The sequence below is a fragment of the Nannocystis bainbridge genome, assembly GCF_028368995.1.
GTDB classification, from domain to species: Bacteria; Myxococcota_A; Polyangia; order Nannocystales; family Nannocystaceae; genus Nannocystis; species Nannocystis bainbridge.
The window spans coordinates 743,725-765,633 of sequence record NZ_JAQNDL010000003.1 but is presented as its reverse complement, the minus strand read 5'-3'; the positions used below and the strand labels follow the sequence as shown (position 1 = coordinate 765,633).

At 69.9% G+C, this 21,909-nt stretch carries 13 protein-coding genes; 4 read left to right on the top strand and 9 right to left on the bottom strand.

The features are described 5' to 3' along the window. Positions 1–15 precede the first annotated feature (15 nt). Positions 16–2,292 carry a phosphoenolpyruvate synthase gene (gene ppsA / locus POL25_RS28345; RefSeq protein WP_272089355.1) on the top strand — a complete coding sequence of 759 codons (2,277 nt, stop codon included), beginning with the start codon at positions 16–18 and terminating at the stop codon, positions 2,290–2,292. Between the two features lie 152 nt (positions 2,293–2,444). On the opposite strand, the gene POL25_RS28340 is transcribed toward ppsA, so the two are convergent. The 3 genes from POL25_RS28340 to mgtA all read right to left on the bottom strand — a co-directional run bounded on the left by POL25_RS28340 (position 2,445) and on the right by mgtA (position 8,194). After that, positions 2,445–2,816 (bottom strand): DUF7668 domain-containing protein, encoded by a 372-nt coding sequence (locus POL25_RS28340; RefSeq protein WP_272089354.1) that lies wholly within the window; start codon positions 2,814–2,816, stop codon positions 2,445–2,447. Between the two features lie 8 nt (positions 2,817–2,824). Then, positions 2,825–5,482, bottom strand: coding sequence for a cation-translocating P-type ATPase (locus POL25_RS28335; RefSeq protein ID WP_272089353.1), 2,658 nt, complete (start codon positions 5,480–5,482; stop codon positions 2,825–2,827). 168 nt (positions 5,483–5,650) lie between these two features. After that, complete coding sequence (gene mgtA, locus POL25_RS28330; protein ID WP_373372130.1) at positions 5,651–8,194, bottom strand: magnesium-translocating P-type ATPase; 2,544 nt, start codon at positions 8,192–8,194, stop codon at positions 5,651–5,653. Between the two features lie 436 nt (positions 8,195–8,630). On the opposite strand from mgtA, the gene POL25_RS28325 reads away from it, so the two are divergent. Further along, on the top strand, positions 8,631–9,101 hold the full coding sequence (locus tag POL25_RS28325) for a hypothetical protein (protein WP_272089351.1): 471 nt from the start codon (positions 8,631–8,633) through the stop codon (positions 9,099–9,101). Between the two features lie 224 nt (positions 9,102–9,325). On the opposite strand, the gene POL25_RS28320 is transcribed toward POL25_RS28325, so the two are convergent. The 5 genes from POL25_RS28320 to POL25_RS28300 all read right to left on the bottom strand — a co-directional run bounded on the left by POL25_RS28320 (position 9,326) and on the right by POL25_RS28300 (position 17,720). After that, complete coding sequence (locus POL25_RS28320) at positions 9,326–12,448, bottom strand: efflux RND transporter permease subunit (RefSeq protein WP_272089350.1); 3,123 nt, start codon at positions 12,446–12,448, stop codon at positions 9,326–9,328. Positions 12,449–12,450: 2 nt separating this feature from the next. Further along, complete coding sequence (locus tag POL25_RS28315) at positions 12,451–13,596, bottom strand: efflux RND transporter periplasmic adaptor subunit (protein ID WP_272089349.1); 1,146 nt, start codon at positions 13,594–13,596, stop codon at positions 12,451–12,453. A gap of 2 nt (positions 13,597–13,598) precedes the next feature. Next, positions 13,599–13,775: a hypothetical protein gene (locus tag POL25_RS28310; RefSeq protein ID WP_272089348.1), complete on the bottom strand. Its 177-nt coding sequence runs from the start codon at positions 13,773–13,775 to the stop codon at positions 13,599–13,601. Between the two features lie 286 nt (positions 13,776–14,061). Next, positions 14,062–15,603 (bottom strand): acetyl-CoA hydrolase/transferase C-terminal domain-containing protein, encoded by a 1,542-nt coding sequence (locus tag POL25_RS28305; RefSeq protein WP_272089347.1) that lies wholly within the window; start codon positions 15,601–15,603, stop codon positions 14,062–14,064. Between the two features lie 518 nt (positions 15,604–16,121). Next, a complete protein-coding gene (locus tag POL25_RS28300) occupies positions 16,122–17,720 on the bottom strand; it encodes a sulfatase-like hydrolase/transferase (protein ID WP_272089346.1) in 1,599 nt (532 codons plus the stop codon). Between the two features lie 559 nt (positions 17,721–18,279). On the opposite strand from POL25_RS28300, the gene POL25_RS28295 reads away from it, so the two are divergent. Then, complete coding sequence (locus POL25_RS28295) at positions 18,280–19,221, top strand: SMI1/KNR4 family protein (protein WP_272089345.1); 942 nt, start codon at positions 18,280–18,282, stop codon at positions 19,219–19,221. Positions 19,222–19,513: 292 nt separating this feature from the next. Continuing rightward, positions 19,514–20,290 carry a haloacid dehalogenase type II gene (locus POL25_RS28290; protein ID WP_272089344.1) on the top strand — a complete coding sequence of 259 codons (777 nt, stop codon included), beginning with the start codon at positions 19,514–19,516 and terminating at the stop codon, positions 20,288–20,290. Between the two features lie 233 nt (positions 20,291–20,523). On the opposite strand, the gene POL25_RS28285 is transcribed toward POL25_RS28290, so the two are convergent. Next, complete coding sequence (locus POL25_RS28285) at positions 20,524–21,906, bottom strand: DUF4215 domain-containing protein (protein ID WP_272089343.1); 1,383 nt, start codon at positions 21,904–21,906, stop codon at positions 20,524–20,526. Between the last annotated feature and the right edge of the window lie 3 nt (positions 21,907–21,909).

Here is a 21,909-nt window from a genome sequence, read left to right as displayed (position 1 = left end):
CCGGCCGGAGTGGATATGACCGAGTCCATCGTTTGGTTCAAGGATCTCTCTCGCACGGACCTGCCTCTTGCGGGGGGCAAAGGCGCCAACCTCGGAGAGATGGCGCGCAACGGAATGCCCGTTCCCGATGGCTTCGTCGTCACCACGGCGGCGTTTCTCGCAGCGCTTGACGCCGCTGGTGTGCGCGGGGAGCTGCGCAGCCTGTTCGCAGAATTGGACGAGAGCGACCCTCAGGCGCTCGCGTCCGCGTCCACGAAGATGCAGGCGCTCGTCGAGAGCGCTGGCGTGCCGCGCGACGTCCGGGCGGCGCTCACGACCGCGTACGCGCAGCTCGGGCCAGGAACAGCCGTCGCGGTTCGATCGTCGGCGCCGAGTGAGGACACCGCCACGACCTCCTTTGCTGGCATGCACGAGAGTTTCACCAATGTCGTCGGCGAAGAAGCCCTGATCGAGCAGGTCCTCGCGTGCTGGAAATCCGCCTACGGGCCGCGCGTGCTCAGCTACCGCAAGGCCGCGGCGATGACCGAGGAGCCGTCCCTCGCCGTCGTCGTGCAGGCGATGGTCCCCGCCGAGCGCTCGGGCGTGCTCTTCACCGCCGATCCCTCGACGGGCGATCGGGACACGCTCGTGATCGAGGCCGCGTTCGGGCTCGGGGAGGTCGTCGTCGGCGGCCAGGTCGAAGTGGACACGTACGTCCTCGACAAGGAGGGCCCGAGGGTGCGTTCGGTCCGTATCGGTCGAAAGGCCTTCAAGATCGTTCGCGACGCGGACGGCCGCGAGCAGAAGATCGTCCTCGCAGCTCAGGAGGCAGGGCGCCGAGTCCTGGACGACGGCGCGTTGATCGAGCTCGCCAGGCTCGGCCAGCGCGTCGAGCGGCATTACGGCGCGCCGCAGGACATCGAATGGGCGGAGGCCGGGGGCGCGTTTTCGTTGGTGCAGGCGCGCCCGATCACGACGCTTACACCTGCCGCAGAGGGCCCGGCAGATGCCACGGCGGGCCCAGCGTTGATCGCCGGACTCGGCGCCTCGCCCGGCGTCGCCGCTGGGAATGTGCGTGTGTTGATGAGCCTCGCCGAGGCGGAGCGTCTGCAGCCTCGGGAGGTGTTGGTCGCGCCCATGACCTCGCCCGACTGGGTGCCGACGATGCGCCGCGCCGCGGCGATCGTCACCGACTCGGGCGGCATGACTTGCCACGCGGCGATCGTCAGCCGCGAGCTGCGGATCCCCTGCATCGTCGGCGCACGCGAGGCGACTCGCGTGCTGCGCGACGGGGAGCTCGTCACGGTGGACGGCCGCCAGGGCAAGGTTTACGCCGGCGCCGCACCGTCTGGAGCGACGGCTCCGCCGACCGAAGCCCGCGCAGCGGCCCAGGCAGTCTCGACGACCCTGTCCACGCGCCTCTACGTAAACCTCGCCATGGCCGATCGCGCCGCGGAGGCAGCTGCGCTGCCGGTCGACGGGGTCGGCCTTCTGCGCGCCGAGTTCATGATCCTCGACACGCTCGGCGGCCGACACCCCCAAGAGATCGTCGCGCAGGGCGGCGGTCGAAAGTTCATCGAGGCTATGCGAGAGCACCTGCTGCGGATCACCCGCGCGTTCATGCCGCGCCCGGTGGTCTATCGGACGTACGACTTCCGTACCAACGAGTTCCGCAACCTCTCGGGCGGCGAGCACCACGAGCCCCGCGAGGACAACCCGATGATCGGCTACCGGGGGTGTTTCCGCTACGTCAAGGATCCGGCGCTGTTCGACCTAGAGCTCGAGACGCTCGCACAAGTGCGCGAACAGACCCCTAACATTCATCTCATGATCCCTTTCGTCCGCACACGCTGGGAGCTCCAGCGCTGCCTCGAGCGGGTCGACGCGAGCCCGCTCGGGCGGGACAGAGGGCTGCTGCGCTGGATCATGGCCGAGGTCCCCTCGGTGGCGTATTGGATCCCTCATTACGCCAAGCTGGGGATCCACGGCGTCTCGATCGGCTCGAACGATCTGACGCAGCTCATGCTGGGTGTCGACCGCGATTCGCAGATCTGCGCCGAGCTGTTCGATGAGGCCGACGAGGCGGTCGTCGACGCGATTGCCCGCATCATCCACGCCGCGAAGGCTCACGGCCTCACGACATCCCTCTGCGGGCAGGCGCCCTCGAATCGCCCCGAGTTCGCCGAGACCCTCGTGCGGCTCGGGATCACCTCCATCTCGGTCAATGTCGACGCCGTCGATGCCTCCCGCCACGTAATGGCGAGCGCCGAGCGCCGGCTGTTGCTCGATGCCGCCCGTCGCACATTGGCCTGAGCGTCGGTGCTGGGCCGAGAGCTCAAACGGCGCGCTCCACGAGGTGATCGGGCCTGGTGGGCCGGGCGTCATGGGCGCGCGGGGCGTGGCCGCCCGTCCGGGTCCGATCGGCGATCGAGGCGTTGGTGTCGCGGTTCGCTCCACTCTCGCGGTTACGCGGTCGCCAGCGACTGTGTGGAGGGATGAACGTCCTCGATCTGACCGACCAGCTCCGCGCCTTGGCGACGGATGTGCAAACACAGGCACAGGTCGCTGCGACCGCCTTCCTCCACCGTCCAGAACGGCAGCTTGACGCGCCACGCTTCCGCGTTCGGGCGGCTCTCGACCTGCATGTAGATGATCGCCTCCCCTGGAATCGGGCGAACCGTGAGCAGATGGCTGGCTAGCCCCTCGGCCAGTTGACTGCGAGTCAGCCGACCCGGAAAGAAGCTTTGGTCGTCGATGCTGCCCTCGGCGATCGCACCGGCGATCTGGTGAGCGATTCCGAAGAGCTGGAGCGCCAGAGAGTGAGGGTTTCGGAGCATGCGGGATTTCATGGGCTGGCTTTTCGGACCACGCCAGCGGAGGGTCGTTCTGTCGGGGCTGCCTCCCCGCGGAGCAAGGTTTCGCTCGCGAGAGCCCGTCGTTCAACGGGTGCGACCGCAGCGATCCCGTGCCTCTCACGCGGCCGGATGGCCTTGAAGGCTTCGAACCACGACACGCTCAGGACGCCCGCGCCGATGCAGAACAGAATGTCGCGCGGTCGCAGGGGGGCGAACCGGAACAGCTCCCGCAGGCCCGGCACGTAGAGGACGAGCGCGAGGAAGACGACCGCGCCGCCGGTCACCCACCAGAGCGCAGCATTTCGGCCCCTGATCGCGGTCCGTACCCGAGACCACGTGCGATTGGTGAAGATGAGGCCCAGGTTGGCCACCATGAAGGTTGTGAACGTCAACCCCCTGGCGTCGGCTTCTCCGCGCCCACGACTCAACGCGAGACCGTAGACCGCGACGACGACGAGCATCACGAGCGCGCCCTGAACCAGGCTCAGGGCGATGGAGCGGCGATCGAAGAGCGGCGCCCGCGGGTCCCGCGGCGGACGGAGCATCACATCGGCCTCCTCCGGCTCGGCCTCGAAGACGACGGAGCAAGCCGGGTCGATCACGAGGTGCAGGAACGCGATGTGGATCGGCAGCAACACGAGCGGCCATCCCAAAAAAATGGGGATCAAGGTGAGACCGACGATCGGCACATGCACCGCGAGGATGTACGCGAGCGCCTTGCGAAGGTTGTCGATGATACGGCGTCCCGAGCGGACGCTGTCCACCAGCGAAGCGAAGTCGTCGTCGAGCAGCACGAGAGTGGCCGCCTCGCGCGCCACGTCGGTGCCGCGCCCGCCCATGGCGACACCGATGTCGGCGGCCTTCAGCGCCGGGGCATCGTTCACGCCGTCCCCGGTCATGGCGACGATCTCCCCGGCGGTCCGCAATGCCTCGACGATCCGCAACTTTTGCTCGGGGAGGACACGCGCGAACACGGCGGTGTCGCCTACGCATGCCTGCAGCTCGGCGTCCGTCATCGACGCGACTTCGGTCCCGGTGACGACCGCGCCGGCGGCGTCGAGCCCGATCTGGCCGGCGATGGCCGCGGCCGTGGCCGGATAGTCGCCGGTGATCATGACCACGCGGATCCCTGCGGCATGACATTCGGCGACGGTCCTCGGGACGTGCTTGCGCACGGGATCGGCGAGGCCCACGAGGCCGACGAACTCGTAGTCCATGTCGTGTGCGATCGCCGGTGGGGCGTCGCGGACGCGGCCACGCGCGACGGCCAGCACGCGCAGGCCGTCCGCGCCGAGGCGCTCGACCTGCCCGCGCAGCCGCGTCCGGGCCTGCTCGTCGAGGTGACACAGGTCGGCGACGGCTTCGGGGGCGCCCTTGGTGGCGACGACGAGCGCGGCCTCGCCCGGCGCGCGCCACACCTGCGTCACGGCGAGCAGCTCGCGCGACAGCGGATACTCGCGCACCAGGGTCCAGTCGGGGTGAAGGTGCTCCGTGCCCGCCAAGCGTTGCTCGCCGAGCTCCTTGAACGCGCGCTCCATCGGGTCGAACGGGTCTTGGCGACTGGCCAGGATGCTGTACTCGACCGCCTCGTGAAAGGCCTCCGGCAGCGGCTCGTGTTCGAGGCGACGAGCGTCGAAAGATTCGCCGTCGGCCGCGATCGTCTGCACGGCCATGCGATTTTCGGTCAGCGTCCCGGTCTTGTCGACGCACAGCACCGTCGCCGAGCCGATGGCTTCGATGGCGGGGATCCGGCGCGTGAGGACGCGGCGCTTGGCCAGGCGCTGCGCGCCGAGGGCGAGGAAGATGGTGACCACGACCGGGAACTCGTTCGGGAGGATCGCCATGGCGAGGGTGATCCCGGCCAGCAGGCCCTCGAGCCAGCTCGAACGCGCGACGCCGTGGACGACCACCACGAGCAACGAGAGCGCCCCTCCGACCCATGCCAGGCGGCGGACCAATCGCCGAGTCTCTCGCTGGAGCGTCGTCTGCTCGGGCACGGACCGCTCGAGCGCCGCGCCGATGCGCCCGATCTCGGTGGCCGCGCCGATGGTGTGGACCCGGGCGACGGCTGTCCCTTCGACCACGAGCGTGCCCGCGAACGCGAACGACAGATCCTCGCCACCTGGCCGAGAGACCGCTGCCGCGCCGTCCCACGCCGTCTTGCGCACCGCGACGGACTCGCCCGTCAGCAGCGACTCGTCGACGGTGAGATGACTGCTATCGAGCACGGCCACGTCGGCCGGCACTCGATCGCCCTCGGAGAGCACGAGGAGGTCGCCCGACACGACCTCTCTTCCGGGGATCCGGACGCGCCGTCCGTCGCGGATCACGAGCGCGCGCGGGCTCGTCATGTCGCGCAGGGCCGCGAGCGCGCGCTCCGTCTTCCGCTCTTGCACGAGCGTGATGCCCATGATGAAGAGCACGAACGCCAGCAACATGATGGATTCGTGGACGTCGCCGAGGACGAGATAGATCGCCCCGCACGCGACGAGCAGCAGCGACATCGGTTCGCGCACGAGCGCCAGCGCGTCGCTCAGCAACGTCCGCTGAGCGTGGCTCGACAGCTCATTCGCTCCGTCGCGCGCCAATCGAAGCGCCGCCTCCGCCGAGCCGAGGCCTGTGGTGAGATCGAAGTTCGTTTGGAGCATCAACTGCGCCCGACGCGACAGCTATGCCGCGCCCGAGCGCGAGAAGCCATTGTCTCGGGAGCGGCGGCGCCGCGTGGGAATCCTCCCCGCCGTCCGTATCGAGCTGCGCGGCGTCCGCATGCCGTGCGCTCGGCTGCCGGCCACGACACAATGCGCCGTGTGCTGCCGCTACTCGAGGAACCGAGCGAACAGCCGGCGCTTGACGCCCTCGACGAACGCCAGATAGGTGACGGCGACGACGACGAGGAACAGGAAGAACCCCGGCGGTAGCGCGACGAACCCGAGCGGGGTGGCGAGCGGCGTCCAGGGCAGCACGAGCGCGGTGATTACGACGGCCAGCGCGGTGAGCACGAGCGGCCGGCTCGGCCGGCTGTCCCACGGGCGCGCGGCGGTACGAATGACGAACAACACCAGCGTCTGCGTGACCAGGGACTCGACGAACCACCCGGTGTGGAACAGCGCGGGCGACGCATGGAACAGGTGGAGGAGCGCGTAGAACGTGAGGATGTCGTAGAGCGAACTGACCGGGCCGAGGACGACCATGAAGCGACGGATCAGGCCGATGTCCCACCGCCGCGGCTTCTTGAGGAAGCCAGGGTCGACGTTGTCGGTCGGGATCGTGATCTGCGCCAGGTCGTAAAGGAAGTTGTTGAGCAAGATCTGGGTCGGGAGCATCGGCAAGAACGGCAGGATGACGAAGGCCCCGGCCATGCTGACCATGTTGCCGAAGTTGGAGCTCGTCCCCATCAGGACGTACTTCATGACGTTGCCGAAGGCGCGCCGACCCTCAAGGATGCCGGCGAGGAGGACCCCGAGGTCGCGCTCGAGCAGGATGACTTCGGCGGCGTCGCGGGCCACGTCCACGGCGCCGGCGACGGAGATCCCGACATCGGCGCCGTGGAGGGAGGGGGCGTCATTGATGCCGTCGCCGAGGTAGCCGACGACGTGGCCGCGGGCCCGGAGCGCGCGGATGATGCGGCTCTTGTGCGCGGGCGAGACCCGGGCGAAGAGGCGGGTCTCCTCGGCGACCTTGCCGAGCGCGGCGTCGCCGAGGCGGTCGACCTCGGCGCCGAGGAGGAGCTGGCCCGGATCGATGCCGACGCGATCGGCGATGTGACGCACGACGAGCTCGTTGTCGCCGCTGACGATCTTGACCCGCACACCCTCGGCGGCGAGCGCCGCGAGCACTCGAGCCGCGCCGAGGAGCGGCGCGTCGACAAAGGCGAGGAAGCCGGCGAGGGTGAGGCCGGCCTCGTCGCCCGCGCGCAGCGGCGCGACGGCGCTGATCTCTTTGTAGGCCACGGCGAGCACGCGGTAACCGTGGGTGGAGAGCTCCCGGAACGTCGCCTCGCAGCGCGCGCGCAGCTCGGCGTCGAGGGGCCGCCGAGCGCCGCCCGTCTCGCAGGAGGTCGCCTGCGCCAGCAAGCCCTCCGGCGCGCCTTTGGTGACGAGGAGGCTCGCGCCGTCCTTCTCGGCGAGGATGCTGATGCGGCGGCGTTCGAAGTCGAAGGGGAGCTCGTCGAGCTTTCGCCATCCCCGCAGATCGGGGTGCTCGTGGCGCAGCACGGCGGCGTCGAGCGGATCGATGCCAGCGCGGTCGAGCACCGCGTCGTCGAAGCCGTAGTCGATGCCGCTCTCGAAGAAGCTGTTGATGCTGGCGAGCCGGAGCGGGCGCTCGTCCGCGGCCCCGAACGGATCGACGTGGCGCTCGAGGGTCATCCGCCCCTCCGTGAGGGTGCCGGTCTTGTCGCAGCACAGCACGTCGATGCTGCCGAGGTTCTGGATCGCCGCCAGGTTCTTGACGATGACCCGCTGCTTCGCCATTCGCAGCGCGCCCTCTCCGAGCGTGACTGTCGTGATCATCGGCAGGAACTCAGGCGTGAGCCCGACGGCGAGCGCGAGCGCGAACAGCAGCGCCTCGAGCACGGGGCGGTGGCCCGCCGCCGCGATCACGAACACGAACAGCACCAGGAAGACGACCGTCTTCAGGATGAAGGCGCCGAAGTCGAACATGCCGACCTCGAACTCGGTTCGCGGGCCCCGGCGGGCGAGCGCGCGGGCGATGTCGCCGAATTGAGTGCGCGCGCCGGTGGCGACCACCAGCGCCGTGGCGACACCGCTGACGACCGAGGTGCCGAGGAAGACGGCGTGGGCCATCCCGGCCGGATCGCGGACATCGCCGGCCGGGTCCGCGGTGGCCTCCTTTTCGGCGGGCAGGGGCTCGCCGGTCAGGGCGGCCTGTTGCACGTGCAAGTCCCTGGCGGTGACGAGGCGACAATCGGCCGGGACGAGGGCGCCGGCGGCCAGGCGCACGACGTCGCCCGGCACCAGCTCGCGCTGCGGGACCCTGATGAAGTGCCCGTCTCGCAGGGCGGTGGCCTCGGGCGCGACGCGACCCCGCAACCGCTCGGCCGCGGCCTGCGAACGGCGGGTCTGAAACGTCTCGAGCGCGATGCTCAGGGCGATCATCACGAGGATGATGCTCGCGTTGACGAGGTCCCCGAGCGACAGCGAGACGAGGCTGGCGAACGCGAGGATGGCGATCAACGGGTTGGTGAAGCGGGCCAGGACGTCGCGCACCAGGTTGGCGCGCTGGGGAGGCACGACCTCGTTGAGCCCGAGCGCCGCGAGGCGGTCTCGCACCTCGCGGTCGGTCAGACCGCGCTCGGAGCTGCGGAGCTGCGCAAAGGCTTCGGACAGCGCCGCAGTCATGGCCCGCATGGGGTCGGCCTCGACCCCCACGCGTGCCTCGGCCCGTCGCGCCCGTCGCGCCTGCAAGGGGCGCGCGTGGCGGTCGCCCGCGCCGGTCGAGACGGCGTGCGTCGGCGCTTCGTCGGTACGGCTCGGCATGGAGAGGGCCGTAGAATTGGACCACCTTTGCGCGAGCGCCACGACCTCCCGGCCGGCTCTTGCAGCCGTTCGCTCGTCGGTCGTGTCGGGACGGTCTTGCGCTTTCGACGACCGCGCGGTGCGAGTCGCTGCTCGTATAGCGACAGCGCCGGGGTGCGACTGAGGCCAGTGACAGGGAGCACGACACACTCGGCCCGTTCGATACCCGCGGCCGCGACTCGCGCTCGGCGGGGCTCGGTCGGGAGCGACGACGGAACGAGCGTACAGACACCTACGCAAGCGTGCTACTGTCGCGGCCGTGTCCAAGTTCGATCTCGTGGCCGCAATGGAAGACCGCAAGCGTGAGCTCCTGATCGAGCTCCTGCTTCAGCACCCCCAGCTAACCCTCGTGGAGCTGCAGCAGTTGGCGCGCGGAGAGCTCGGCTCACTGCTGCGCTCGATCACCCTCTCTGACTTGCAAGGGCATCATGGCGCACACGCCCCCGTCCGAGATGCTCCGGGGGGCAAGGCTGCCTCGGCCAAGTCTGGCCCGACGAAAGCGGTCGATGGGGCGGACGTCAATACGCGAACGCATGCCGGCCGCGAAGCATTCGACAAGCGGCTTCTCGAGGTCGTGACGGCGATCGGAGGCCCCGTGAGTGCCTCACAAGTTCAAGAGCGCATCGGTGGTTCCAACATGCAGGTCCGCGCAGGTCTCAACCGCCTCATCGAGGCCGGGGAGCTCACCTGGTCCGGAAAAGCCAGGGGAACCCGCTATCACCTGAACTGAGCGGACGCTCGGTCGCCTGTCGGAGGCTGGCGCGCGAGCGCCAGAGCCGTCTGCCTGGCCCTGCATGGCCGATGACACGCCCTCCTCCCCCGTGGCAGCGGCGAGCTGTGCGCAGTCTGTCCGGGGTTGTTTTCAGTCATCTCGGGCTTCGGCTGGGAGCGCGTGAGGCGGAGCCTCCTGCCGGCCGGCTGAGACGGCGACGCTGGAGCTCGCTCGTACGACATTCACGAAGGCGCGCGCGCGTTGATGCCGGCGCTGGCGCTCGGCCCGAAGCGGGCGTACACCGCCGGCAAGACCAGCAGCGTCAGCAGCATCGCCGACACCAGGCCGCCGATCACGACCGTCGCCAGCGGCCGCTGGACCTCGCTGCCCGGCGCGGTCGAAAGTGCCATCGGCACGAATCCCAGCGCCGCCACCAGCGCCGTCGTCAGAACCGGGCGCAGCCGCAGTTCCGCGGCCTGGGCGATCGCCGCGACCCGGTTGGCGCCGTCAGCCTGCAGACGCTGGGCGAAGGTCACCAGCACGAGGCCGTTGAGGACGGCGACGCCGAACAGGGCGATGAAGCCGACCCCGGCGGAGATCGAGAACGGCAGATCGCGCAACCACAGGGCGATCACCCCGCCGACCACCGCGAACGGCACCCCGAGGAAGATAATCGCGGCCGAGCGGATCGACCTCAGCGCGGTCCATAACATGAACAGGATCAGCGCCAATGCCAGCGGTACCACCATCGCCAGGCGATTGCGGGCGGCGATATACTGTTCGAACGACCCGCCGTACCCGAGGCGGTAGCCGACCGGCAGCGTGAGTCCGCCTGCGAGCGCCGCCTGTACCGCTTCCACCGTCGACACCAGGTCGCGCCCGCGGACGTTGAACTCGACGATCACCCGTCGCGACTGTTGGTCGCGATTGACCAGCACCGGCCCCGTCAGGTGCTGCAGGCTCGCCACGTCTCCGAGCGGCACGAGCTGTCCCTGGTTCCCGCGCAACGGGAGCGCCGACAGAGTATCGAGGTCGCCGGTGATGGGACACTCGAACTTCACCATGATGTCGAACCTGCGCTCGCCCTCCAGCACCTCGCCGACCTTGTGCCCGACCGCGATCGCCTCCGTGGCGAGGCTGATGTCGGCGATTGTCAGCCCGTAGCGAGCGAGCCTGTTGCGGTCGGGGTCGATGCGCAGGTACTGCAACCCCTGCAGTTGCTCGACTCGGGCGTCTACGACCCCTGTCACCCCCTTCACTCTATCCAGCACCGACTCGCCCAGCGTTCGCAGCGCGGCGAGGTCGGGCCCATAGATCACGACCCCTGCATCCGACCGGATGCCTGCCACCAATTCATTGGTGCGCATCTGGATCGGCTGCGTGATCGCCCCCGAGACCTCCGGCACCGCCATCTCGACCAGCGCCGACATCTGGGCGGCAATATCGTCCTTCGTCAGTCCCGGCCGCCAGGCGTCGCGCTCCTTGAGCTGCACGTACACGTCGGACGACTCGACTCCCATCGGATCGGTGGCGATCTGCGGCGAGCCTGTCCGAGAGACCACGTGGACGATCTCCGGGATCTCCCGCAGCGCGCGCTCGATCCGGCCATTCGTCGTCACCGACGTCGACAGCGCCGTCCCAGGCAGTCGCCGCGCCTCGAGCAGCAGGTCGCCCTCGTCGAGCTGCGGCACGAACTGCGCGCCCAGGCGGCCAAACAGCGCCGCCCCGGCTACCAACACCAGCACCCCCACGGTGATGGTCAGCCGGCGCCGCCGCAACACCGCGTGCAGCATCGGCGTGTACACCCGGTGAACCGCGCGGAGCAGGAGCGTCTCGCGCGCGTCGGGCGGCGGTCTCACGAGGTAGCTCGTCAGAACCGGCACCAGCGTCAGCGAGAAGATAAACGCGCCTGCCAGCGCCAGCAGCACCGTGTACGCCATCGGGTGGAACAGCTTCCCCTCCATGCCGGTGAGGGCGAGGATCGGCAGGTAGACGATGGCGATGATCATCTCGCCGAACACCGCGGCTCCGCGTACCTCGACCGTCGACTCCTGGATCACCGCGATCCTCTGCTCCTCGGACAGGTGCGCCCCGGCGCGGCGGCTCGCCTCGCCGAGCCTGCGGGCCGCGTTCTCGACCACGATCACTGCGCCGTCGACGATGAGGCCGAAGTCGATCGCGCCGAGACTCATCAAGTTGCCCGACAGCCCCGCCGAGTTCATCACGATGACGGCGAACAACATCGCCAGCGGGATCGTCGTCGCCACCACCAGGCCCGCCCGTAGATCGCCAAGCACGAGGAACAACAGGAGCAGCACCAGCGCGGCGCCTTCGGCGAGATTGGTGGCGACGGTGTGGATCGTGCGTTCTACCAGCCGAGTGCGGTCGTAGAACGGCTCGATGCGCATGCCCTCGGGCAGGGACGGCGCCAACGCGGCCAGCTTCTCTTTGATGCCCCGCGTGACGGTGCGCGAGTTCTCGCCCATCAGCATCAGCGTCACAGCGACCACGACCTCGCCCTCGCCGTCCTGGGTGGCCGCACCGCGCCGAAGCTTGGGCCCGAAGCGGACCTCGCCGACCTCGCTCACCGTGATGGGCGTCCCTTGTGGTGTCGAACCGAGAACCACGCGCTCGAGGTCTTCGCGGCGGCGGACCAGGCCGTTCGAGCCGATCACCACCTGCTCGCCATTGCGCTCGACGTACCCGCCGCCGGCGTTCGCGTTGGAGCGCCCGAGCGCCTCGGCGACCTGATCGATCGACAGGCGCATCGCCTGTAGCCGCTCCGGGTGCAGCACCACCTGGTACTCTCGGTTCTCGCCGCCGAAGCTGTTGAGCTCGACCACGCCCGGCACCGTCCGCAGCTGGGGCCCGATGTACCAGTGCAGCAGCTCCTCCAGCTCCATCAACGAATGCGTCTCGCTGCGCAGCGTGAACTGGTAAATCTCGCCCAGCCCGGTCGAGATGGGCCCCATCTCCGGCCGTCCGTAGGCCGCGGGCACCGCGTCGCTCGCCTCACGCATGCGCTCGTTGACCAGCTGGCGCGCGAAGTAGATGTCGATCTCGTCGTCGAACACCACCGTCACCACGCTGAGCCCGTACTTCGAGAGCGAGCGGATCTGCGTCACCCGCGGCAAGCCGGACATCGCCCGCTCGACTGGAACGCTGATATACTGCTCGACCTCGACCGGCGACAACGCCGGCGCGGTGGTGATCACCTGCACCTGGATGTTGGTGGCATCAGGCACCGCGTCGATCGGCAGCTGCAACGCCGCTCGTGCGCCGGCGGCGACGAACAGCAGCGTTGCCGCCAGCACCAGCGCCCGGTTGCGCAGCGACCATCCGACGATCGCGGTCAGCGCATGCATGCCTAGTGCCCGGGCTCCTCACCGAAGGTGCTCTTGAGCAGCACGCTCTTGAGTGTCCACGCCCCGTGCGTCACCGCCGACTCGCCCTCGCGTAGGCCTCGCAGGATCTCCACGACCCCCTCGCCCGCCGTCCCGAGAACCACTTCATGCGGCTCGAACGCTCCGTCCTCGGCGCGCACGAACACCATCGTCATGCCGGCGACGTCGACGATCGCGTCGCGCGGGACCGCGAGGCGAGGCTCGGGCGAGGCTCCGTGGTCCGTCACGACGATCCTCGCCTTGCCGAACAGGCCGATGCGCAGGAGGTCCTCACGGTTGTCGAGCGGGACGCGTGCGACCACCGTCTGCGCCTCGGCGTCGACCCTGGGCGCGATATAATCGAGCGTCCCGTGAAGGGGGTGGTCGGGATACGCGTTGAGCTCGACCTCGACCGCCGCGCCAACGCGGACCTTCGCCAGCAAGTGCTCGAACAGGCGGGCGATGAACCATGCGTGGTCGAGGTCGGCGATCGTCGCCAGCGTCTGCTCCGGCGTCACAGGCTGACCGGTCACCACGTTGCGCTGCAGGACGTGGCCAGAGATCGGCGCGCGCAGCTGGAACACCACCGGGTCGCCCTTCGCCCTCAGCCCGAGCGCCTGCAGCCGCTCCTTCGCCGCCGCCGCCTCGGCCTCGAGGGCGGTGGCCTCGGCGCGCGCGGCCGCCAGCTCCTGCAGCGACGTCATGTTGCGCTGGGCCAGCGCCTGCAGCCGTCGCAGGTTCGAGCGCGCGGAGGTCGTCCGCGCCCGCAGCGACGCCAGGTCGGCACGCAGGCTCCCGAGGGCCGGCGCGCGCACCGTCGCCATCACCTGGCCCTGCTTCACCAGGTCGCCCTCGCGGAACAGCACCTGTTCGACGATCCCGCCGACCTTGACGGGCACCTGCGCCGTGCGTCCCGGATCGGCCTCGACTCTCCCCACCGAGAGCAGCACCGGCGCCACCACCCGGCGCTGCACGGGCTCGGTCTGGATGTTCGCCTCCACGATCACCTGCTTCGACAGCTCGACGCGGCGCGGCAGCTCGTGGGGCTTGGCTCCGTCGTGCCCGCCGCTCTCGACCGGCCGCGCGCCACAGCCGACGAGCGACAGCGCCAACAGCGACGACCTCCGCATGCTCAAACACTCTCCCGCAGCAGCCCGACCACGCGCGCCAGCTCGAGCGCCTTGCTCGGGTGCTGGGCGAGCGCACAGGCGACCACCGCCGCGCGACCGAGCGGGCCCCGACAACTCGCAGACGAGGGCGTCGGTGCGACCAGCAGGGCGACGGTGAGCGGCGCAGACAGCAGCGACATCGGCTTCGTTCACGACCCGACGATTCGCGCCTGGCGCTCCATGGGTCGGCGCGGAAGCTAGAGCTTATACGTACAATCCGGTCAAGCGAACGTGCGAACGACGGAGGTATGGGGCCTGCCTCGAGCGTCACGGATGCGCGGCGGCGGCTGGCGGTTGTCATACAGACGGACGGCGATGCGTGCGCTGACGAGAACAGCCGCAGGCCGCGCCGTCTCTGCCACTCCAACACGAGCTCGATCGGCGCCGCGGCGCGTGCCGGGTGATGCCGAGCCAAGCCGGGGCCGGTCAAGCACCTTGCGATGCGCACCCGGGTCCGCGTGGGAACGCGGTGCAGGCCGCGTCATAATCACGCCACCACCCTTCGAGCCGGTCCGTCGCCAGCAGCCGCGGTTCGTCGCCTTCGCCTGCCATCGCCACGTACTCGTGGAGGAGCGGGCGGAAGTGCGGGTGAGCGCAGCGGTCGATGATCTCGCCGGCGCGGGCCCGCGGCGAGCGGATGCCGAAGGTGGTCGCGTAGCCGTGCTCGGTGACGATGCACTTGATGTCGTGCTCAGTGTGGTCGACGTGGCTCACGTACGGCAACACGCACGAGATCGTGCGACCGTCGCGGAGGGTCCGCACCGAGGGCGTGTGGGCGACGCTGAGGTAGGCGTTGCGGAAGAAATCGCCGCTCCCGCCGAGCCCGTTGACGACCCGCGAGCCGTCGACGCGCGTCGAATTGGCGTGGCCATAGATGTCGACCTCGATCGGCGTGTTCATGGCGACGACGTGAAGTCGGGCGATGAGCTCCGGGTTGTTGGACATCCACATCGGCCGCAGGACGAGGTCACCTCGGGCCGCCCGCATGAGCGCCTCGACGCGCGCCGGCGCCGTGTCGGCTAGCGAGATCGCCGACGCCGAGGCACCCGCGAACCGGTCGCGGTCGGCGACCACCCCGAGGAGGCCCTCCTGAAACACCTCGGTCCAGAAGTGCAGGCGCTGGAACGGCGAGCGGGCAAGCCCGGCGATCACCGCATTGGCGATGTTGCCCACCCCCGATTGCAGCGGCGGGACCCAGTGATGCCAGCCGAAGCGATCGCGGCACTCGCCGAGGAAGGCGAGGACGTGGTCGGCGATCGCGTCGCAGGCGGCTCCGCCAGCCCGAAACGCTACCGGGAAGTCGGGCTGGCACGATTCGATGACGGCGATCACCTTGGCCATATCGAGCAGGACGTAGGGGAGACCGACGCGGTCGCGCACGCCGGTGACGGGCACGGGCCAGCCGATGGTCGGCGGCGCCGGCGGCAGCACGATGTCGTGCATGCCGGTAAAGTCGGGGATCGTCGTATTGACCTCGAGGATGACGGCCCGGGCGCGCGCCAGCGCCTCCGCCGAGATGCCGACCGACGAGGAGAGAACGACGCTGCCGTCCGGACGGATCCGCGAGACCTCGACGACCGCCAGATCGATGTCGCCGTAGAACCCGTACATCAGGCCGCGGGCGAAGTGAGACAGGTGCGCGTCGGCGTACTGCATCTTGCCGGCGTGGATCAACCGGCGTGACGCGGCGCTCGCCATGTAGGGCCCGCGGCGGGCGATGAACGGCGCGAGAGGACCCTCGACCTCCTCCGACAGCGAGGCTCCGCTGTAGACGCTGATGCGCGCGTCGGGGAGGGTGGCGAGGTGGCGGGCGAGGGCCGGCAAGAACGCCTTGGGCTCACCCGCCTTGGTGAACCCGCTGACGGCGAGGACATCGCCGCTGCGCACGTGCTGGACGGCCTCCTCGACCGGCACCAGCTTGCGCCGCAGCGCGTCGCACTGGATTCGCTCCGCGATCGGAATCGTCATGGCGACGCTCCGATCGCGGAGGATGACGGCACGGGGCTCACGGCACGGCTCCGTCGAACGCACCGCCGGTCCACCGCGCGCCTGCCACGCCGCCCACGAGCGCGAACGGCACGGAGCTCCCACTTGTCCACGAGATCAAAGCCGCGCCGCCAGAGGTCGTAATGCCGCGCTTCGCCGTCTCGTCGACCCTGCGGCCGCCGACCGTCGGGCAACTATCCTCGGTACCGGTGGCGAACATGAAAGAGGTCGTGGCGACAGGCGCTGTCCCGTCACCATGGCGCGGGTCGACGCGCGCGCAACATTGAAGCGCCCTCGACTGTCCGCACTCGCCGTCGCAGTGCATGCACGGTGAGCGCCAGGCCGCCAGGTCGCGCGGGTCCGCAGCCGGCGCGAGAACAGGAGCGCCGCGCGCTCGCCATCCCGCGGGCAAGGCGGCTGCTCGGGGCGCGCGCGGGACGAAAGACGCGAGTCGTCTCCCGGACCCCCGAGGGCCGCGTGAAACGGCTCGCGTGGTTCACTTAGCCGCGTCGGCGCGGGTGCAGGGCCTTCTGCGCCCGGACCTCGTCGAGCAGCGCCGCCAGCCGCGCCTGCGTCGCGCGGGTGCGGTGATCGTCGTGTTTGCGGTGCGCGAGGTTGACGAGCTCGGTCGGATCGGCGTCCAGGTCGTAGAGCTCGAACTCCTCGCGCTGACGCCGCGGCGGGCCGTCTACGCCGATCTGTGACTGCTCGTAGTAGCGGGCGTACTTGTAGAGCGGACCGTCGGGGTCGAGGCGGGTGAGCACGGCTTCGACCTTGGCCGGCTCCTCGACGGCGTCGTAGGCGAGCCCGACGGTCGAGGTCTGGTCGAGGCCTTCGGACACTTCGTCCTCGGTCATGAGATAGATCGGCGCGTCCTCGCCGGCGCCGCCGCGCAGCAGCGGCGACAGGTCGCGGCCGGGCAGCGGCAGCGCCTCGCTGTGGGTGCGCGCCAGGTCGGCGGACAGCGCGGCGGCGTCGAGCCCGGCGAGGCCGAGCAGGGTCGGCAGCAGGTCGACGTGCGACGTGGGGCGATCGACGCGCCGTCCGGCCGGGATGCCGGGCCCGGCGACCAGCAGCGGGACGCGCCAGCTCTCGTCGTAGACGTTGTGCCACTTCTGATGCATGCCGCCGTGGGCGCCGAGCATGTCGCCGTGGTCGGAGGTGTAGACGATGACGGTGTCATCGGCGAAGCGCGAGGCGGCCAGGCGCTGCAGCACGCGGTTTACCTGGGCGTCGACGAGCTTGTGCAAATAATAATAGAACCGACGATAATTCGCGGTCTGCGGCTGGGCGATGAAGATCTTGCGGTACTTGTCGATGAAGTCGGCCTGACAGCTCGGCTTGGTCCGCAGCGACTCGTCCTGGGTCGGCGGCGCGTCGATCTCGGGCACGCTGTCGTCGAACAGGTCGTAGCCCCACGAGCGCCACAGCAGCCCGAACAGGACGATGTCGTGCGGGTTGACGAAGGAGGCCACGGCGAGCCACGGGGCGGCGTCGTCCCCGGCCTCGAGCGCGTCGAACGTCTGCTCTATCTGGTCGCCGAACAGCGGGTCGCGCAGGAGGCCGCAGTTGGATTGCGCGGGGCCGTGCGGGTCGGGGCCGATCCACCCGGAGAAGCCGTGCGGGGCGAGCCGCTCGCTGGCGGCGTAGAGGGCGGTGGTCTCGACGAGCGGGACGCCGCCGTCGTCGCTGCTCGCCAGCGATGCATGGGTGTCAGGGGTGACGAGGTCGGCGTGCGAGACGTGCCATTTGCCGCGGTAGTAGGTGCGATAGCCGGCGGCGCGGAAGTAATGACCCATGGTCGGGACGGTGTTCGGGTCGAGCCAATACACGTCGGGATCGCGGGCGGCCTTGGCGGCGCCGTCGGTGGCGCGGACGCCGTGGAGGGTGGGGTAATGGCCGGTGAACAGGCTGGCCCGGCTCGGCGCGCAGGCGACGGAGGCCGCGTAATGGCGGTGGAACTCGGTGGCGCGGGCCCGCAGGGCCGCCTGGCCGGGGAGCTGTTCACGCCGGAATGCCCGCAGCGCGTCGCTCTCGTAGCAAGGCGGGTAACGCTCCTCGTCGGTCATGATAAGCAGGATGTTGGGATGTCGCGCCATCAATTGCTCCTCCGGGTCCGACGCTATCACGAAGCGGTGGGGTCATCGCCGACCCGGAGGCCGCGCGCGCGTGCATGTCGACGATCCTCCACAGATCCTCCACATCTCGCCGGCAGGTTCGTGCCGCTCATCAGGCGCGGGTCTCATGGCGTCCGCGAGGGACTTCGCAGCGGTGGGTCCCGCTCGACCTCGACTCCGCACGGCTCAGCGCGACGTACGACCGCGAGCTCGGTCCGGTCGCGCTGGAGCGCGTCGCCAGCCTGATCGCGTGCGGGGGCGCGCCTGCGGCACCGCGGACGTCGGCGTCGCGCAGACCAGCGGCGCTCGTGCCGATCTCAGCCTCGCATGCGCGCGAGGATGAATCGCATGGATGCGAGAGCATGCGAAGACGCTCCGCCCTCGTCTTTCATCCCAATCGCGCCTGCGACCCCTCCTCTACACGCCCGCACGCTCCGGTGTCATGGTTGCGCGCCCGCGCGTCACCTGAAGGCCCGCCGAGCCCTCGTCACGCTCGACGAGGGGCGGGCGCGCGCCGGCCACCTGAAGAACGAGACCGCTCATGACCATCCAGCCCCTCCGCCATGTCAACGTCATCCTGCAGCCTGGCCTCACGAGCGTCGGTACGTCCCGCGAGCTCGGTTATCTGTTCGAGAGCCGTGGAGCGTTCGTCAGCGAGAGCTGGCTGACGGACGCCGTCCCCGTCGACGCGGAGACCCTCGTCGTCGTGCGAGAAGCGTCGTCGGACATGGCCGAGCGAGCCCGCGCTCGCGGGGCACGGGTCGTCGCCGAGGCCGACGTGCGCGAGCTGCTCGGCCCGCCGCTCGTCGACTACCGCGCGCGGCTCGAGGCGAGCCTCGCCGGCGCGCGAGAGAACGGGCTCCGCATCCTTCGTCTGGCGACGCCGCCCGGCGCGACGGACGAGCAGCTCGCGCGCGTCGAGGCCAAGCTGGGGTTCGCCCTCCCGGCGGCCTTGCGGAGCTTCTATCAGCAGATGAACGGCCTGTCGCTCGCGTTCCACTCGTCGCGCGGCGGCTTCGCCGACGGCATCCACGACCCGACGGTGCCGCTCGCCGTCGAGAGCCGCGTGCCGCTCGCCTGGCACGAGGCGGCCGACGAAGGCGGCGACTTCTGGGCGGCGATCCACGAGGCGCCGCGGCCCACCGACGGGGCGCCGTTCCTCGTCGGGGTCATCTGCATCCCCGACATCGAGACTGTCTTCTTCACCGATTGGACGGAGACGTGCGGCAACTTCGACGCCGACACGCTCCTCTTCGACGCGTTCCACTCCTATCACAGCACGGCGCTCCGTGTGGATCGGGCCAGGGGCGAGCTCTTCATCGTGCCGGTCGACGACTACTTCGCCAACCTCGACTTCGGTCGCGTCGACATCGAGGTCTACCTCGAGCGCATCCTCGTCTCGAGCGGCAGCGCTCGAAGCGTGAGCACGAAGTGGCCGCGCGTCTCGGCGGACCTCCAACTCGTCGAGTTCGTCGACGAATAGGCGGCGAATGAGCCCGCGACGGCTGCGGTGGTCGCCGTCGGCGCTCGCACCTGTCGCCCGGAGTTGCAGGGCGGAGGCGGCGCGCGCCTCTATCGCGGGCCGGGGCGGGCAGGGCCGGGGTCGTGCGGGTGCGGGCCGTGGTGCTTCGGGCCGTGCTTTGCGGGGTGCGGAGAAGCGCAGGTCGTCCCAGTCGAGCACTGCGCGCCAGCATACGCGGCCCATACAAAGATGCATAGACGCGGTACGCCGATCGCCAATCGACAGCGGCGCCCGGACCCGCGATCCTCGTCGTATGTCTCGCCGCCGATTCCTTCAGTTGGTCGCGGGCGCCGGCGGGCTGCTCGGCGCGTGCAGGCCCAGACCGGCCGCCAGCGGCCCACAGCCGCCCCCGAGCGGGCGCGCCACCATCCGTGGGATCTGTTTCGACCTGTTCACTCTCTTCGATCCGCGTGGCGTCGAGTGGGTCGCCGAGGCCGTCGCTCCCGGTGAGGCCGCCGATCTATGCCGTGAATGGCGCGTCCGCCAGTTCGAATATGCATGGCTGCGCGCCACCGCCGGGCAGTACCAGGACTTCGAGATCGTCACCGGCGAAGCCCTCGACTACGCCGCCGGCGCGCGCGGCTTGAGCCTGTCCGCCGCCGACCGGCGCCGGCTCGTGGCCGCGTATTCCGAGCTCACGCCGTGGCCCGACACCCGCGCCGCTCTCGAGGCGTGGCGGCGCGACGGCCTGCGCCTGGCCCCGCTTGCCAACTATTCGCCGTCGATGCTCGCGCGGCTGCTCGAGCACGCGGGGCTCGCCGACCTGTTCGACGCGCACATCAGCACCCACCGCGCTCGGACCTTCAAGCCGAGCCCGCGGGCGTACGCGCTGGGGCCGGCCGCACTCGGCCTCGCGCGCGAGCAGATCGTATTCGCCGCGTTCGGCGGCTGGGACGCCGCCGGGGCCGCGTGGTTCGGCTTCCCGACGTTCTGGCTCAATCGCCTGGACGTCGCCCCCGAGGCCCTGTCAGCGGCCGGGCACGCCACCGGTGCGACGCTCGCCGACCTCGCCGCCTTCGTGGTCGCCTGATTCGCCGAGGAAGCCGGCTACGGCCTCGCCGGTCTGGCTCGACCCCGAGACGCGCGCCGAGGCGATCGCCGTCGCGCGGACCTGGAGCGTCTCCACCAGCTCTCCAAGACACAGGTCGAAGCCCGCGAGTCCTGGGGACTCGCGGGCTCTCAAGTGTCAGCAGAATTTCTGTGCCAGGACGCGGACTTGGGGCGAAAGGCGAGCGCGATCAGGTGGTTGGCAAAGTCCGTGTCCTACTGCTCGAAACAGTAGATGCGCGCCGCGATGCTGCAGTAGTGGACGTCGTCTTCGGTCCAGCGCACGTTCGCGTGGGCCATCGAACCACGGGCGGTCGAGAGGTCGGCCGAATCGCTGGTCCAGCCGGCGCAATGAGCGTCGCCGGTCCGCGTGCCGTCGGCTTTGGTGTTGGTGTGGACCACGGTGTGGCCCACTCCTTGGACGTTGGCGCCGGGCTCGTGCTGGCCGATCTTCGCCTGCAGGAGGCCGTCGACGAGGTCGTCCCAGTTGTTGGCGACTTGGGTCCCGTTCGGCAAGAAGTAGCCGCCGATCGACCGGGTGAAGCGCGCGGCGGGGGCGCTGCTGTCGTCGGCACCGGAGATCCAGGCCTTCCAGTTGCCGCCGAGGCCGGCGGCCTGTGCCATCGACTTGCACTTCGTATCGGCGCCGGTGACCCCGCCGAGGGCGCCGGTGTACATCTTGCTGCTGACGAACACGCGCTTGGGGTTGGCAGCGCAGGCGTTGGAGCAGAGGTCGCCGTCTGTGGCGTTGCCGTCGTCGCAGGCCTCGACGCCGTCGTGGACGTGGCCGTCGCCGCAGGAGGCGATCACGCAATTGGCGAGGCAGGCGTCGTTGTCGAGCTGGTTGCCGTCGTCGCAGGCCTCGACGCCGACGAGGACGAAGCCGTCGCCGCAGAAGGCGTCCTTGCAGGTGTTGAGGCAGGCGTCGGCGTCGCTGTCGTTGCCGTCGTCGCAGGCCTCGCCGGGGCCGACGATGCCGTCGCCGCAGGAGGCCAGGGCGCAATTGTTGGAGCAGGCGTCGTCGTTGACCTGGTTGCCGTCGTCGCAGCCCTCGACGTCCTGCCACACGACGCCGTCGCCGCACACGGCCTCATGGCAGTCGATGCAGCCGTCGGCGTCGCTGGGGTTGCCGTCGTCGCACTGCTCGGTCCCCTCGTGCAGGAAGCCGTCGCCGCAGGTGGCGTTCTTGCAGGCGTTGGTGCAGGCGTCGCTGTTGCTGCCGTTGCCGTCGTCGCACTGCTCGTCGCCGGCGACGACGCCGTCGGAGCAGACGACGCGCTGGCAATCGATGCAGGTCGCGGTGTCGTCGTCGCAGAGCTCACCGGGGCCGAGCCAGCCGTCACCGCAGACGTTGTCCTTGCAATCGGGGGTGCAGGCGCCGTTGCCGGCCTGACCGTCGTCGCACTCTTCGCCGGGATCGAGGACGAGGTCGCCGCAATTCGGGGCCACCCCGGAGGTCGAGGTGGGAGCGGTGGTGGCGACGTTCGTGGTGTCGATATCGCCGGTGGTGCCGTTGGCGTACGGACTGCCGGGATTGAAGAAACAGGCCGAGGTGGCGAGCGTGGCCAGGGCAGGGGTGAATCGCGCGCGAATTGGCATCGA